Here is a 15,005-nt window from a genome sequence, read left to right as displayed (position 1 = left end):
GAAGCGGCGCTCGGCGAGTGCCACGGCAACACAGGATTTGTATCATTATGGCTGAGACCGCCTTGCTTAACCTTGCATCCGCGCCCGCCGCGACCCGTGTCGGCACGACGGCCGGAGAGCGTTTCCTGGTGCTGGATTCCTGGCGCGGCATCTGCGCGCTGCTGGTGGCGCTGTTCCACTTCCCGACCACCTCGATAGTGTCGCAGAGCGCCTTTGTCGGCGGCTCCTATCTGTTCGTCGATTTCTTCTTCGTGCTCTCCGGCTTCGTCATTGCCAGCACCTATGGCGGGCGGCTCGCCGGGCAGGACGACCTTGCACGGTTCGCGCTCGTACGTTTCGGCCGCATCTATCCGTTGCATTTCCTGATGCTCGCCGCCTTCGCCGGCTTCGAGGCGCTGCGGCTCGTGCTGCCGGCGCTTCACGGAACGGGCGCGGCGCCCTTCACCGCAGGCTTCGACCTGAAGAGCCTGGTCGCCAACCTTTTCCTTCTGCAGGGCATGGGCGTTGAGGATCATCTGAGCTGGAATGCGCCGAGCTGGAGCATTTCGGCCGAGTTCTTCACCTATCTGCTTTTCGCCGCCGTCGTGTTCACCGCCGGCCAGCGCGCCTGGATATGGCTCGTTGCCGCAGCCGCGACGGCGCCGCTTTTCCTGCTCGCGGTCTCGACGCGTCATATGGACGTGTCCTTCGATTTCGGCTTCCTCCGCTGTCTTTACGGCTTCTCGCTCGGCGCGCTGCTTGCCTGGTTTCAGCACGATTCCATTGCAGAGGCGCGACAGGCGCTGAGCGGCGGGGCAGGGCGCCTCGCCTGGACGCTGGCGGAGCTGGCGATGATCGTCGTGATCGCGCTGTTCGTTTCGGTGGCGGGAACGAATGACGCCGGCATTGCCGCGCCGGTCATCTTCGCGCTGGCCCTTTATCTCTTTGCCCATGAGGGCGGGTGGGCCAGCTTGGCCTTGCGCAGCCGGCCGATGCTGCTGCTCGGCTCGCTCTCCTATTCGATCTACATGGTCCACATCTTCGTCCAGACCCGCATGATCAATGTCGGCGGCCTGATCGAACGCAAGCTCGGGCTCGGCATAGTCGGCGACCTGATGCTGCGCGGTGACCATGCGACCGGCTTCGGCACCGGCTCGCCCTGGATCGGCTTCGCGGCTTTGGCCGCGATGTTGATCGCCGTCATTGCCGCGTCATGGTTCACATGGCGCTTCGTCGAAATGCCGGCACTGGCCTGGTTCCGCCGCATTTCCAAGCGGATCTGATCCAAAAACTAGCCGGCTTCGTTCACTGGGCTGTCATTGGCATCGCCTAACCGGGTCCCAACCCGGAACGGAGCGATTCCCCGATGCGAACACTCTGGCTGAGCCTTGCCTTATCCTCCGCCCTTGCCACCGTTGCGGGGCAAAGCTTAGCCGGTGAAAGCCGCGCCAGCCAGATCCTCGACCGGTTCGAGCATGCCAACCAGTGGCGTGACCATGTGATGATCGCCGCGCATCGCGCCGGCAGCATGCAGGCCGGCAAGACGCTTTACGCCGAGAATTCGCTGGCCGCGGTCGAGGGCTCGATCGCGATCGGCGCCGAGATCGTCGAGGTCGACGTCCGGCGCGCGAAAGACGGCGAATTCGTCATCATGCATGACAGCTGGCTCGACCGCACGACCACGTGCAAGGGCGAGGTGGTGAAATACACGCTGGCCGAGCTTAAGAAATGCCGGCTGGTCGTCGAGGGCACGGGCACCGTCACCAAAGAGACCGTGTCGACACTGCGCGAGATGCTGCTGACGACCAGGGACAGGATCCTGATCAACCTCGACAACAAGCTGGAGGTGACCGACCTGCCTGGCATGGTCGCGGAGGCGCGCGATCTCGGCATGGCCGACCAGGTGATCGTCAAGGAGAATCTCTGGAACCGGCAGCGCATCGATGCCGCGAGCGCGGCACTTACCCAGGCCGGCGGCGGCTTCCAGTTCATGCCGATCCTTGCCGACGACGCCGTGCATGATGCAGTTTTCGCCAGCGAGGTCGACAAGGCCTTCGCGCCGTGCGCCGTCGAATTGATCACTTGGCGCAACGGCGCCGAGACGCTGACGTCGACCGGCGGGCCGCTGTTCAGCACCGGCATGCGGGCGGAAGCGGCGCGGGGCGACTGGCACCTCTGGGCCGACACCTACGCCGTCGTCAACAAGCCCGGCGGCTTCCTCGCCGGCGGCCGTGGCGACGAGCTTGCCGTCGCCGCCGGCCTGCCGCGCGAAGCCTGGGGTTTCTGGGTCGACCGCGGCGCCACCATCATCCAGACCGACGAGCCGAAGGCGGCAATCGCGTGGCTGACGGCCAATGGTTATCGCGTGCCTTACACGACGGACATCAAGCAGGCTGAGCCGGCGCATACGGCGAGCATCAATTAGCTGGCGTTGGCGCTGGAGCTGCCAATCTCCCCCTCGTGGGGAAGATGCCCGGCAGGGCAGAGGGGGGCGCTGTCCCGCCGGCATCTCAGTTTATAGCAATACGCTTTTCGTCAGTTATGGCCCTTCGCAGGTAACGGAGGTTAGCGTTCCTTCACGCCCCCCTCTGGCCTGCCGGCCATCTCCCCCACAAGGGGGGAGATCAGCTAATCGTCCATCACGCCGCTTTCGTCACGCCCTCCAGCTCCCGCAGCACATCCCCCGACAGCTCGAGCTCCGCCGCCGCCAGATTCTCGCGCAGATGCTCGACCGACGACGTGCCCGGGATAAGCAGGATGTTGGGCGAGCGCTGCAGCAGCCATGCCAGCGCAACCTGCATCGGCGTCGCACCGAGCCGTTCCGCGACGTCCGAGAGCGTCGACGACTGCAGCGGGCTGAAGCCGCCGAGCGGGAAGAACGGCACATAGGCGATACCGTCGCGCGCGAGCTCATCGATCAGCGCGTCGTCGTCCCTGTGCGCGAGATTGTACTGGTTCTGCACGCAGACGATGTCGCAGATCTTTCGGCCTTCCGCGATCTGCGCGCGGGTGACGTTGCTCAAGCCGATATGGCGCACGAGGCCCTTGCGCTGAAGCTCGGCAAGCTTGGTGACCTGCGCTTCGATGGAGCCCTCCGCTGGACCGTGCACACCGAACATGATGCGCAGATTGACGACGTCCATCACCTCGAGGCCAAGGTTGCGAAGATTATCGTGCACGGCCTGTTCGAGCTCATCAGCTGTAAAAGCCGGCAGCCAGGAGGCGTCTTCCCCACGACGGGCGCCGATCTTGGTGACGATGGTGAGGTTGTCGGGGTAGGGCGCCAACGCCTCGCGGATCAGCTTGTTGGTGACATAAGGCCCGTAGTAGTCGCTGGTGTCGATATGGTTCACACCTTGCGACACCGCTTCGCGCAGCACGGCAATCGCCGCGTCATGATCTTTCGGCTGGCCGAACACGCCTTTGCCCGCAAGCTGCATGGCGCCATAGCCGAGGCGATGCACCGAGCGGTCGCCGAGTTTATAAGTCCCGGATTTGTCTACACTGGACATTGTTGCTCTCCTTCGCTGTCGGCGAGGGAGATAAGGGATGGCTGCTGTCCCGATAACCGGGTATAACCGGCACGACCTGTGCGGAAATAAGAACAATGGCGGCTGATCTCAACGATCTCCAGGCATTCATGGCCGTCGCTCGCGCCGGCGGCTTTCGCGAAGCGGCCCGCGTGACTGCAGGCAGCGCCTCAGTGCTCAGCGAAGCCGTCCGCCGTCTGGAAACCCAACTTGGTGTGCGGCTCTTCAATCGCACCACGCGCAGTGTTGCACTGACCGAGGCAGGCGCCAGCCTGCTGGCGCGTCTTGGCCCCGCGCTGGGTGAGGTGCAGGCCGCGCTCGACGTCGTGAACGGTTTTCGTGACCGACCTGCCGGCACCTTGCGCCTCAACGTGCCTATAAGTGCGTCGCGGCTGGTGCTGCCGAAGATTGTTCCGGGATTTCTCGCTGCATATCCGGCCATCCGGCTGGAGGTGATCGCGGAGGAGAACTTTGTCGACCTGCTGGTGGCCGGCTGCGATGCTGGCATCCGCTATGACGAACGGCTGGAGCAGGACATGATCGCCGTGCCGATCGGGCCGCGCACGCAGCGTTTCACCACCTCGGCCGCGCCAGCCTATCTCGATCGGCACGGTCGGCCGCAGCATCCGCGTGACCTGCTTGGCCATGCCTGCGTGCGCGGCCGCTTCCCGAGCGGGGTCATGACGCCCTGGGAGTTCGAGCGCGACGGCGAGGTGGTGCGGGTCGATACCACGGGGCCATTGGTCGTCAGCATCGGCGGCGGCGTCGATCTCGCCATCGATGCGGCGATCGCCGGCGTCGGCATTCTCTGGCTCTTCGAGGACTGGGTACGCCCGCATTTCGAGAGCGGCGCGCTGGAACCTGTGCTGGAACCGTGGTGGCAGGAATTCTCCGGGCCGTTTCTCTACTATCCCGGGCGCCGCTTGGTGCCGGCGCCGCTGCGCGCCTTCATCGACTACATCAGGACGCCGGCCGGGCACTGGTAAGAAAAACAAAAAGGCCGCCCGGAGGCGGCCTTTTCGAAATGCTTGGACTTCGCGGCGCTTAGCGCTTCGAGAACTTGCCCCCAAGCGCTCCTTAGCGCTTGGAAAACTGGAAAGAGCGGCGGGCCTTCGCCTTGCCGTACTTCTTGCGCTCGACCACGCGGCTGTCGCGGGTCAGGAAGCCGCCCTTCTTGAGCACCGAGCGCAGGCCCGGCTCGTAGTAGGTCAGCGCCTTGGAGATGCCGTGACGCACCGCACCCGCCTGGCCGGAGAGGCCGCCGCCGATGACGGTGGCGACGATGTCGTACTGGCCGGCGCGGTTGGCCGCGACGATCGGCTGGTTGAGGATCATCTGCAGCACCGGACGCGCGAAATAGCTCGCGAATTCCTTGTCGTTGACGGTGATCTTGCCGGAGCCCGGCTTCACCCAGACGCGCGCGATGGCGTTCTTGCGCTTGCCGGTGGCATAGGCGCGGCCCGACTTGTCGAGCTTCTGGACATGCACGGGCGCGGCCGGCTGCGCGGCGACTGTGCCGAGTTCTGCGAGCGAGGAAAGCTCAGCCATTACGAGGCCCTCTTGTTCTTGGAGTTCAGCTTGGCCACGTCGAGCGTGACGGGCTGCTGGGCGGTGTGCGGATGCTCGGCGCCGGCATAGACGCGGAGATTCTTCATCTGGCGACGGCCAAGCGGGCCGCGCGGGATCATGCGCTCGACGGCCTTCTCGACGACGCGCTCGGGGAAGCGGCCCTCGAGCAGCTGGCGCGCGGTACGCTCCTTGATGCCGCCGGGGTGGCCGGTGTGCCAGTAATAGATCTTGTCGGTGTATTTCTTGCCGGTGAACACCACCTTGTCGGCATTGATGACGATGACATTGTCGCCGTCATCGACATGCGGGGTGAAGGTGGGCTTGTGCTTGCCGCGCAGATGGTTGGCGATGACAGTGGCCAGACGACCGACGACGAGACCTTCGGCGTCGATCAGCACCCACTTCTTCACCACATCCGCAGGCTTCTGCGAAAAGGTAGCCATGTTTTGCTCTCAGGTTTGACCTTTCCCGTCCAGGAGGGACAGAGAAGGCGTTTCTTGTTGCTTGGATTGACGGGATGACCGGAGCCGCTCCGCCAATAACAAAACGGCGGCCTTTGCGGGCCGCTGCTTCGGGTCGGCTTATAGGCGAGGGTGTTTGGCGCGTCAAGCGTCGGTTACGGTTTATGGTCGCGAAAAGCCTTTTATATTCAATAGCTAAGGTAGAAGGTATTATTTTACCTCACACCTATTTGTCAAAATAGCTCTCTTTCGTTCACCGCCGCCCGGTCACGGCGGCAAGGAGAAGCTTGACGCCGATCGCGATCATCAAGGCTCCTGCCAGCCTTTCTTGCCAAACGACGAACGTGCCTCGGCGCCCCAGCCAGCCGCCAACCGCACCGGAGGTCAACGCGACAGCGCTGAGGACGACCAGTCCCATCATCTTCATGGTCGTACCGAGAATGATGAACTGCAGTGCAGGCGAACCGACCCAGGGATGAACGAATTGCGGCAGCACGGCCAGCATGAAAGCGAGCGTCGTCGGATTGGTGAGATTGCAGATCACGCCTTGCCGGAAAGCGGCTGGGATACTGCTCGTCTCGGCAAAGGTAGACGCACCGTCACCTTTGCCCGACCGACGGGCCAACAGGAATTTGATCCCGATGGCGATCAGATAGATGGCGCCGACGATCTGAAGGAAGCTGTAAAGAGATGGGGAGGATGTGATCAGCGAGGCAAGCCCCATTGCCAGCAATGGAATCTGGACGACGCCGGCCGATACGCAGCCCGCTGCAGTCGCCAGGGCATGGCGCCAGCCTTGCCCGACGCCGCGGCTGATCACCAGCATCATGTCCGGACCGACACCAGAAAGCTGATAGGCGAGCACGGCGCCGACGAAGGCAAGGTAGGTCGTAACATCGGGCATGCCGCAGAACGAACCTATCGACTGGGAGTTCCGGCAAGATGTCAGGCCGGCTTGTCGCTTATTCGCTTCCTCGGGATCGAATAGGTGCCGGTGGCGTGCGCGACAGTGTGTCCGTCCGGGCCCGCGACAATATCGATATCGAACACCATCAGGCTCTTGCCGAGCTTCAGGATCCGGCAATGGCCATCTATCGGACCGGCTTCGGCCTTGCGCATGAAATTGATGTCGAGATTGACCGTCACCGAAAGCGCGTCCGGGCCGGCATGGCTGAGCACGCAGACATAGCCGCCGATGTCGGCCAACGTGAACAGCGCCGGACCGGATACCGTGCCGCCGGGGCGCAGATGCCGCTCGTCGGCATTCAGCCGCACTGTGCAGCCGCCCGGAAAAACGTCGATCGCCTCATAGGAGGTGAAATTGTCGTTGAGCTGCGGATAGACGCTTGCCATCAGTGCATTGACTTCCGCCGCGTTGAGCATTGGCTTCAGATCGCTTTGGGCGGGCATGGCGGCGTCCTATATGAATGTGCAGTCCCGGGCGGTGCGCCTGGACCAAACGGTGCGACGGAGAAAACACGTCTCGCGGCTGTTCTTCAACCGGCAGCGTGCTAGTTCTGTTGCTCCATAAGCACGAGGTTTTTGAAAGTGGCCGAAGTCGTCGCCATCAAGCCCGCCGTCGCCGACGGCCCCGTTCTAGCCAGCCAGGACAAGGACATCCTGCGCCTGACGCTCGCCAGCCCGCCGGCCAATGCGCTCTCGCTGGCGACGATGGCGGCGCTGCAGGCAGAGTTCGATCGCGTTAAGACCGACAGATCCGTGCGCGTCATCATCCTGGCGGCGTCGGGAAAAGTGTTCTGTGCCGGTCATGACCTCAAGGAGATGACGGCGCATCGCGCCGAGCCGGATCGGGGCAAGGCCTTCTTCGAAAGGACCTTCGCGGCTTGCGCGAACCTGATGCAGACGATCGTGCGCCACCCGAAACCGGTGATCGCTGAGGTCGACGGCCTCGCCACCGCCGCCGGCCTGCAACTGGTCGCCAGCTGCGATCTTGCCATCGCTTCGCACGAGGCGAGTTTCTGCACGCCTGGCGTCAACATCGGCCTGTTCTGCTCGACGCCGATGGTGGCGCTGTCGCGCAACGTCTCGCGCAAGCAGGCCATGGAAATGCTGCTCACCGGCGAGACGATCGATGCTGCGACCGCCAAGGAGTTCGGGCTGATCAACCGCATCGTGCCGCGCGAATATCTGATTCAGGTTGTCAACAAATACTCGCAAACCATTGCTTCGAAATCGTCTTTGGTCGTCAAAACCGGCAAGGAAGCCTTCTACGCCCAAGCCGAAATGGGGCTGGCCGACGCTTATGCCTATACCGGCCGCGTGATGGTCGAAAACATGCTGGCTCGCGACGCCGAGGAAGGCATCGGCGCCTTCATCGGCAAGCGCAAGCCAGAATGGACCGACGAATAGTTCTTCCGCATGCCCGGCTTTTCTATCGCTGAACACGCCCGCACGCGCGCTCTACAACTCTCTCGGCTTCAACCGCGAACTCTATCGCTACCATTACCGCAGGAAGACCATCGCAGCATGAATCACGATAGCTACGACAACGCCTACATCGCCGGCATCCTGAATTCGGTGAAGACGATCGCCATGGTCGGCGCTTCGCCCAACGATGTGCGGCCAAGCTACTTCGTGCTGAAATATCTTTTAGGTAAGGGCTTTTCGGTGTTCCCGATCAATCCTGGCCATGCCGGCAAGGAAATCCTTGGCCGCACTGTCTACGCCAGCCTCGCCGACCTGCCGCAGCCGGTCGACATGGTCGATATTTTTCGAGGCTCGGCGGCGGTGCCCGGCGTCGTCGACAAGGTGCTGCAGCTCGACCCGCTGCCCAAGGTCGTCTGGATGCAGCTTGGCGTGCGCAACGATGAGGCGGCTGCCCGCGCCGAAGCTGTCGGCATCAAGGTGGTGATGAACCGCTGCCCGAAGATCGAATACGGCAAGCTATCCGGCGAGATCGGCTGGACCGGCGTCAACTCCGGCGTGCTGTCGTCGAAAAAACCCCTGATGCGCCAGGGATTTCAGAGCTTCGGCGTAAGACAGAAATAAGCACGCGGTAGTTCGCGCAAAATTATTCCGGGACGAAATGGACTTTCCCGGGCGTTCGTCGCAGATCGCGCCCCGAACGGCATTTTCTTCTTTGCATTCCCGGCCGCGCTTCGCCAAGAATGCCCGGCGATTTTCGAACGTTAGGAGAGGGATTTCGATGACCCGTACGCCTGGTTTCAGCACTTTAGCCGTTCATGCCGGCGCAAAGCCCGACCCGGCAACCGGCGCCCGCGCTACGCCGATCTATCAGACCACGTCCTATGTCTTCGACGATGCCGACCATGCCGCCTCGCTGTTCGGGCTGAAGGCCTTCGGCAACATCTACACGCGCATCATGAATCCGACCCAGGCGGTTCTCGAGGAACGCGTCGCGGCGCTCGAAGGCGGCACCGCGGCACTTGCCGTCGCCTCGGGCCACGCCGCGCAGGTCATCGTCTTCCACAATCTGATGCAGCCGGGCGACAACTTCGTCGCCGCCAACAAGCTTTATGGCGGCTCGATCAACCAGTTCGGCCATGCCTTCAAGAACTTCGGCTGGGAAGTTCGCTGGGCAGAGGCAAACGATCCGGCGACCTTCGAGAGCCAGATCGATGACAGGACCAAGGCGATCTTCATCGAGAGCCTTGCCAACCCCGGCGGTGTCTTCGTCGATATCGAGAAGATCGGCGACATCGCCCGCAAGCATGGCCTGCCGCTAATCGTCGACAACACGCTGGCCTCGCCCTATCTGGTGCGGCCCATCGAGCACGGCGCCGACATCGTCGTGCATTCGCTGACCAAGTTCATCGGCGGCCACGGCAATTCGATCGGCGGCGTCATCGTCGATGGCGGCACCTTCGACTGGTCGAAGTCCGGCAAATACCCGATGCTGTCGGAGCCGCGCCCTGAATATGGCGGCCTCGTCCTGCACGAGACTTTCGGCAACTTCGCTTTCGCGATTGCTGCCCGCGTGCTTGGTTTGCGCGACATCGGCCCGGCGATCTCGCCCTTCAACGCCTTCCTGATCCTGACCGGCCTGGAAACGCTGCCGCTGCGCATGCAGCGTCATTGCGACAATGCCGCGAGCGTTGCCGGCTGGCTGTCGAGCCATCCGAAGGTAGCCTGGGTGAACTATCCCGGCCTTCCAGGCGACAAGAACAACGCGCTGCAGAAGAAATATTCGCCGCAGGGCGCAGGCGCGGTGTTCACCTTCGGCCTCAAGGGTGGCTACGAGGCCGGCATCAAATTCGTCGAGGCGCTCGAACTGTTCTCGCACCTCGCCAATGTCGGCGACACCAAATCGCTGGTCATTCATCCGGCCTCGACCACGCACCGCCAGCTTTCCGACGAGCAGAAGGTCAAGGCCGGCGCCGGACCTGACACCGTCCGCCTTTCGGTCGGCATCGAGGACGTCAACGACATCGTTGCCGATCTCGAGCAGGCGCTCGGCAAGGTCTGATATGTCGGCCTTTCTTGCGCTCAACATCGATGCGGTCGAACCGGAGGCCGGCGCGCCGCCGCCGGACCGGGTGATTTCGGGTGATCCCAAATTCCGCACCTGGAATGTCGAGGAGGGCGACGGCGGCCTCTATGCCGGCGTCTGGGAAGCGACGCCGGGCAAATGGCGCATCGCCTATGACGAATGGGAGTTCTGCCACATCCTGTCCGGTGTCTCGGTGATCGCCGAGGATGGCGGCGAGGCGCGCACCGTGCGGGCCGGCGACAGTTTCGTGCTGAGGCCAGGGTTCAAGGGCACATGGGAAGTGCTCGAGACGACGCGCAAGGAATATGTGATCCGGCTTTGAATGCTTCCAGCAATCAAAGCAGCCGATCGACATCGCCGTCGGAAAAACCGTATTTGCTCATGATCTCCCGGTGCCATGCACTTCCGAGCAGATCGCCGAGACATTGATCGACGCGCCGGCGCAGCGCGTCGTTGCCCTTGGCGAGGGCGAAAGCGCCTGCCGCAGGCTGCTTTTCAAAGGCCGGGATGTCGATGACAGCAAGCGGTTCGCCAGTCCGTCCGTTGACATAGCCGCGATGCGCCATGGCGACGCTGGCATACGCGTCGGCATGGCCTGCCGCAACGGCTTCGGCTGCTTCGGCCTGCGTGGCGAATATCCTGATCCGCTGGGGCGGAGCGCCGTTCTGCAGCGCGGTCTGTTGCTGGATCTGGCCCGATATAACTGCGAGCACGGCGGAAGGATGTTGGGCGACGGAGCGATAGCCGTTCAGCTCCAGCGGATTGCCCTTGGCGACCATCAACCCGTCCGGCAGTGACCAGATCGGCCGCGTGAAGTCCACGAGCTTGCTGCGCTCCTCGGAGATGAACAGGCCGGTCGTCATGTCCCAGCGGCCGTCCACCAAACCGGGAAGCAGTTCGGCGAATTCCGCCTCGATCGGCGAGAAGTTCTCCAGGTCGAGCATCTGGCAAACCTTCTCGGCGAGCACCGCGTCGCAGCCGCCGAGCTTGCCCCCGGCATCGGTGAAGCAGAAAGGCGGCTCCTGCAGATAGGCGAATTTCATGTCTGAGTTCCGAACGATAATTTCAGCTGTGCGAGGCGGATCGTTCGCCGGTCAAAAGGTAACGGCGACCCGTTCCAGCCCGTGAAAATGGTAAGTGTCGCGGGAGCGCGGTGTCTCCGCTAAGCGTAAGTTGGGCAGCCGATCGAACAGCGTCTTCAGCGACACCTGCAACTCCAGCCTGGCCAGCGGCGCGCCGATGCAGAAATGGATGCCGGCGCCGAAGGAGACGTTCTTCTGATCCGTGCGGGCCGGATTGAATATGCCGGGCTCGGCAAAAGCCAGGGTATCGTGGTTCGCCATGCCGAGCAGCAGCGCGACCATCTCCCCGGGTTTGACCAGGATGCCTGGCGAAACCTCCATCTCCTCATAGGCATAGCGCAGAAACATATGCAGCGGCGGGTCGTAGCGCAGGCATTCCTCGACCGTCGCGACATTCGCCTCCGGTGTCGCAAAGAAGCGGCGCGGATCGCCGCCTTGCGCCAGGATCGAGCGCACCGCATTGCCGGTCTGGTGCACGGTCGCCTCATGGCCGGCATTGAGAAGCAGGATCGCTGAGGAAACCAGCTCGTCTTCCGAAAGCTTCTGACCGTTGTCCTGGGCTTCGATGAGCAGCGACAGCAGGTCGTCGCCGGGTTTCTTGCGCCGCACCGCAATATAGCCCCGCAGGAAGTCGGAAAAATCGCGTGCGGCGCGGTTCGCCGTCTCCTCGGTCTTGCGCGTGCGGCCATGCATGTACATGGCGACCATCCGATGCGACCAGTCGAGCAATTGCGGCCCCATCTCCACCGGTACGCCGAGCATTTCCGCAATGATGGTGATCGGCAAAGGCGAGGCGTAGGCGGGCAGAAGGTCGATGCCGCTTGGCTCGAAGCGGTCGACCAGCTCGTTGGCCAAAATCTCGATGCGCGGCCTGAGCCGCTCGACCTGACGTGAGACGAAGGCGCGATTGACCAGCGTTCTGAGCCGCGTATGCACCGGCGGCTCGAGCTCCAGCATGGAATTGGCCTCGATCGCGTCGAAGGCGACGAGGTGCGAGCGGTCGTCGCCGACGCCCCGGCTGTCGGGAATCCCCGCCGGATTCTGGCGGCCGAAACGGCGGTCGCGCAGCAGACGGTTGACGTCATCGAAGCCGCCAAAGCACCAGAACCCGTAGTCTTCCCAGAAAAACGCGTTGGCAGTGCCGTGCAGGAAGGCGTAGGCCTCGTACGGGTTCTGCACGAAGGTCGGCTCGTGCGGGTCGAGACGCAGGCGGCGACTGGTCGGGTCGAAGGCGAGATAAGCTGGCATCATGCTTGACCATTAGCGCGTCTTGTCAGCTTGATGCCAGACCGTATCCAGGCGCCCGTGAAGCTGAAGCGTTGAGCCAGGTGAGCCGGGAAGGGTATGTGATCGTGGTCGGCTGCGCGCCGAAATGATCTAGTTTGATGGCCGGCTAATTGATTGGGTGAGTTGTCAATGGCCTGTCTTGAGGATGCTCGCGACTTTGGCTGCAATCGCCGCGTCGAGCGCCGGCCAGTTCGCGAGCAGCTCGCGCGGAAAGCGATAGGTAAGGCTGAGATCGTCGCCGACCTGGATGTCGCGCTCGCAGGGCGCCAGCGATTCCTCGGCACTCGGGCCGCTCAGGCAGCGGGCGACGAACGGATCCTTGCCGGGACGCTCGGCAACAGCCAGCACTTCGTTGAGATAGCCTGATTTTTCCGTGAAGGCGTAAACCGTCGTGCCGCCCGGGCCGGGCGTCCCCGGCTTTTCGATCAGAGCGCTGTAGATGGGCGCGAAACGGCCGCTCATGTCGCGCGACATCATTCGCGGCTCGAACGACAGGAAGATGATCTTCCTGGCCGTCGCATGGTTGAAGTCGTCGCGCGCGGCCGTGCTGTAGCCGTCCATCTCGGGATAGCGAAGATAGAGGTCGAGCCGCGAGGCGATGCCGTCGCGCCTGGCCTGGTCGAAGCGGATGAAGTTTGCCGGCACGCTGATGAGATTGTTGCCCATGACGATCTGGCGCACCGTCGTGTCATCCGTATAGCCGGCCATGGCGATCGACCGTCCAAGCCATTTGCCGCCGACGCTGATGGCAATCGAAAGCAGCGCCAGCGCCGCGAAGATATAAAAGACCCGCTTCATCAAGGTCGAGTTGACGACCTCGAAGTCAGCGCTCTCGGCAACATTTGCCTCTCTCATTTGCTCTTCCCCGATCCGCCCACCTGTCCTTCGGCGGCACAGCTTGCGCGGCATGGCTCTTGCAGCGCGGTGGCACGACTGTGCGTTTTCATGGTAAACGGTTGGTAAATATGGATCCCGTTGTGCTTGTTCTTTACGCTTTCGCGGTTGGTCTCACGGCTTGCGGACTGGCCGGATCGGCCATGGAATTGCTGGCCGGCCGGCGCCTAGCCTTTGCCGAGCCTTATGTTTCGCCGGTCCATATCCTGCGTTCGCTTGCGGCAACGGCCTGTGCCGGGCCGTTCATGCTCACCAACGAGGCCTTGGCCGCCCGGCGCGAGGGCCGCATCGGCACGATGGCGCTGTTGTCCTGCGGCTGCACGGCCATTGCCTGGGCGCTGGCGCTAGGCGTCGTCCTCATCGCCATTGCATCCTGGGCGACAGCCAACTTAGGGTCTTTCGAATTCGCTGGTTGAGACGATTCGGAGACGAACAATGCCGGTCTATGCGATCGATGGGAAAGCGCCCGAGTTCGAGGACGCCGATACGAACTGGATCGCGCCCGACGCCACGCTGATCGGCCATATCAGGATCGGCCGCAATGCCGGCTTCTGGTTCGGCGTTGTCATCCGCGGCGATGGCGAACCGATCATCATCGGCGCCGACACCAATGTGCAGGAACACACGATCATGCACACCGATCCGGGCTTTCCGCTGACCATCGGCAAAGGCTGCACGATCGGCCACCGCGCTCTGCTGCATGGCTGCACGATCGGGGACAACAGCCTGATCGGCATGGGCGCCATCGTGCTGAACGGCGCCAGGATCGGCGACAACTCGCTGGTCGGCGCCGGCGCCTTAGTGACGGAAAACAAGGTGTTTCCGGACAATTCGCTGATCGTCGGCTCGCCCGCCAAGGTGATAAGGACGCTGGACGAAGCGGCGATCGAGCGGCTGCGCGTCTCGGCGACCCACTACGTGGCCAATGCCAAACGCTTCAAGACCAAGCTCAAGACAGTGTGACGGCGGCAGGCGGCAACTCCGCCTGTCTTCATCCGCGGCGGCTGTTCATCGCTTCACGCAACAGAAGGGCGCCCGCTTCGAAGCCGGCCTGCTCGGCGCCTTCCAGGGCCGTCGTATAATCGTCGATGCGGGTCCTCAGTGATGGGTCTGCGCCTGCCGACAGCAGCAGCCTGATCGCCTCGGCGTCGCGCCGGGACACTGCATAGTGCAGGGGAGTCCAGTCGTTCATGCCGCGCATATCCGGGTCGGCGCCATGCGCGAGCAGGATATGGATGACGTCCAACCGGTCCGGCCGTTCCGTCGACAGCGCGGCAATGATCGATGGAAACCCGGCCGGGTCTTCATAATTCGGGTTTGTGCCGGCATCGAGAAGCGCAGTGATGAACGCGGCCGGGCTCCAGTAGATCGCGTATTCCAGCGGATGGCCAAGGCCGAGCTCGAACGGCATCCGCTCGTCGAACCAGCGCGCAGAGCCGCCGAGCGCCTTGCCAAGGCCTTCGAAGTCGCCCGCCTTGAAGGCGTTGTCGATAGCCTTGAAAAGACGGTGTCTTGCGCCGCGATCCTCAGGGACTTCCAGCATCGCCTTCATCCGCAACGAACAAGCCATACTGCTCCCATCCGCCTCGGCGGGGAAGGGCGTGCCGACCATGGCGCTTCGGCAGCGCCGCGCCGATTGGTTGCAGCCGGCGGGCGGCGACCGAAATGGCGGAGCCGGCCCCGGGGACAGGGGCCGGCTCCTAAAACCCGGTCGTTGGGGACGGGGAGGGTG

18 protein-coding genes are annotated in these 15,005 nt (G+C 63.2%); 9 read left to right on the top strand and 9 right to left on the bottom strand.

Translation table 11 applies throughout. The annotated features are described in order from the left end of the window. The first annotated feature begins 47 nt into the window (after positions 1 to 47). Positions 48 to 1,262 (top strand): acyltransferase family protein, encoded by a 1,215-nt coding sequence (locus tag LB525_RS24520; RefSeq protein ID WP_224548253.1) that lies wholly within the window; start codon positions 48 to 50, stop codon positions 1,260 to 1,262. An 83-nt stretch (positions 1,263 to 1,345) separates the two neighbouring features. Further along, the gene (locus LB525_RS24515; protein ID WP_224548251.1) at positions 1,346 to 2,404 is read left to right on the top strand and encodes a glycerophosphodiester phosphodiesterase family protein; all 1,059 of its coding nucleotides are present in this window, start codon (positions 1,346 to 1,348) and stop codon (positions 2,402 to 2,404) included. Between the two features lie 214 nt (positions 2,405 to 2,618). Here the strand turns inward: LB525_RS24515 and LB525_RS24510 are convergent, their stop codons facing one another. Continuing rightward, on the bottom strand, positions 2,619 to 3,491 hold the full coding sequence (locus LB525_RS24510) for an aldo/keto reductase family oxidoreductase (protein ID WP_224548249.1): 873 nt from the start codon (positions 3,489 to 3,491) through the stop codon (positions 2,619 to 2,621). Between the two features lie 95 nt (positions 3,492 to 3,586). Between LB525_RS24510 and LB525_RS24505 the strand changes: the two genes are divergently transcribed. After that, positions 3,587 to 4,495 (top strand): LysR family transcriptional regulator, encoded by a 909-nt coding sequence (locus tag LB525_RS24505; RefSeq protein ID WP_224548238.1) that lies wholly within the window; start codon positions 3,587 to 3,589, stop codon positions 4,493 to 4,495. Positions 4,496 to 4,586: 91 nt separating this feature from the next. Here LB525_RS24505 and rpsI read toward each other — a convergent pair whose 3' ends face one another. From rpsI to LB525_RS24485, 4 genes are all read right to left on the bottom strand, one after another. Beyond that, positions 4,587 to 5,057, bottom strand: a complete 471-nt coding sequence (gene rpsI, locus LB525_RS24500; RefSeq protein WP_040983171.1) for a 30S ribosomal protein S9 — start codon at positions 5,055 to 5,057, stop codon at positions 4,587 to 4,589. Continuing rightward, positions 5,057 to 5,521: a 50S ribosomal protein L13 gene (rplM, locus tag LB525_RS24495; RefSeq protein ID WP_224548236.1), complete on the bottom strand. Its 465-nt coding sequence runs from the start codon at positions 5,519 to 5,521 to the stop codon at positions 5,057 to 5,059. The genes rpsI and rplM overlap by 1 nt, the downstream gene beginning before the upstream one ends. A gap of 271 nt (positions 5,522 to 5,792) precedes the next feature. Then, positions 5,793 to 6,368, bottom strand: a complete 576-nt coding sequence (locus tag LB525_RS24490) for a LysE family translocator (protein WP_224548234.1) — start codon at positions 6,366 to 6,368, stop codon at positions 5,793 to 5,795. A gap of 116 nt (positions 6,369 to 6,484) precedes the next feature. Then, the gene (locus LB525_RS24485; protein WP_095767634.1) at positions 6,485 to 6,949 is read right to left on the bottom strand and encodes a PaaI family thioesterase; all 465 of its coding nucleotides are present in this window, start codon (positions 6,947 to 6,949) and stop codon (positions 6,485 to 6,487) included. A 138-nt stretch (positions 6,950 to 7,087) separates the two neighbouring features. Here LB525_RS24485 and LB525_RS24480 point away from each other — a divergent pair, with 138 nt between their 5' ends. From LB525_RS24480 to LB525_RS24465, 4 genes are all read left to right on the top strand, one after another. After that, entirely contained in the window at positions 7,088 to 7,909 is an 822-nt protein-coding gene (locus LB525_RS24480; RefSeq protein WP_224548232.1) for an enoyl-CoA hydratase, read from the top strand. Between the two features lie 117 nt (positions 7,910 to 8,026). After that, complete coding sequence (locus tag LB525_RS24475; RefSeq protein WP_224548229.1) at positions 8,027 to 8,548, top strand: CoA-binding protein; 522 nt, start codon at positions 8,027 to 8,029, stop codon at positions 8,546 to 8,548. 157 nt (positions 8,549 to 8,705) lie between these two features. Beyond that, entirely contained in the window at positions 8,706 to 9,986 is a 1,281-nt protein-coding gene (locus LB525_RS24470; RefSeq protein WP_224548228.1) for an O-acetylhomoserine aminocarboxypropyltransferase, read from the top strand. A 1-nt stretch (position 9,987) separates the two neighbouring features. Continuing rightward, entirely contained in the window at positions 9,988 to 10,332 is a 345-nt protein-coding gene (locus LB525_RS24465; protein ID WP_224548226.1) for a cupin domain-containing protein, read from the top strand. 13 nt (positions 10,333 to 10,345) lie between these two features. On the opposite strand, the gene LB525_RS24460 is transcribed toward LB525_RS24465, so the two are convergent. The 3 genes from LB525_RS24460 to LB525_RS24450 form a co-directional block, all read right to left on the bottom strand. Next, a complete protein-coding gene (locus LB525_RS24460; protein ID WP_224548215.1) occupies positions 10,346 to 11,053 on the bottom strand; it encodes a transporter substrate-binding domain-containing protein in 708 nt (235 codons plus the stop codon). A 51-nt stretch (positions 11,054 to 11,104) separates the two neighbouring features. Further along, on the bottom strand, positions 11,105 to 12,343 hold the full coding sequence (locus tag LB525_RS24455; protein ID WP_224548212.1) for a cytochrome P450: 1,239 nt from the start codon (positions 12,341 to 12,343) through the stop codon (positions 11,105 to 11,107). Between the two features lie 162 nt (positions 12,344 to 12,505). Beyond that, a complete protein-coding gene (locus tag LB525_RS24450; RefSeq protein ID WP_224548200.1) occupies positions 12,506 to 13,234 on the bottom strand; it encodes a hypothetical protein in 729 nt (242 codons plus the stop codon). Between the two features lie 110 nt (positions 13,235 to 13,344). Between LB525_RS24450 and LB525_RS24445 the strand changes: the two genes are divergently transcribed. Together LB525_RS24445 and LB525_RS24440 are read left to right on the top strand one after the other, a co-directional pair. After that, complete coding sequence (locus LB525_RS24445; protein ID WP_224548198.1) at positions 13,345 to 13,689, top strand: DUF6949 family protein; 345 nt, start codon at positions 13,345 to 13,347, stop codon at positions 13,687 to 13,689. Positions 13,690 to 13,708: 19 nt separating this feature from the next. Next, positions 13,709 to 14,236, top strand: a complete 528-nt coding sequence (locus tag LB525_RS24440) for a gamma carbonic anhydrase family protein (protein WP_224548197.1) — start codon at positions 13,709 to 13,711, stop codon at positions 14,234 to 14,236. Between the two features lie 28 nt (positions 14,237 to 14,264). Here LB525_RS24440 and LB525_RS24435 read toward each other — a convergent pair whose 3' ends face one another. Continuing rightward, a complete protein-coding gene (locus LB525_RS24435; RefSeq protein WP_224548195.1) occupies positions 14,265 to 14,816 on the bottom strand; it encodes an ankyrin repeat domain-containing protein in 552 nt (183 codons plus the stop codon). Positions 14,817 to 15,005: the final 189 nt, after the last annotated feature.

The organism is Mesorhizobium sp. CA16, from assembly GCF_020165175.1.
Taxonomy (GTDB): domain Bacteria; phylum Pseudomonadota; class Alphaproteobacteria; order Rhizobiales; family Rhizobiaceae; genus Mesorhizobium.
Note: the sequence above shows the minus strand (reverse complement) of the source record. Positions and strands in the feature narration are given on the sequence as shown.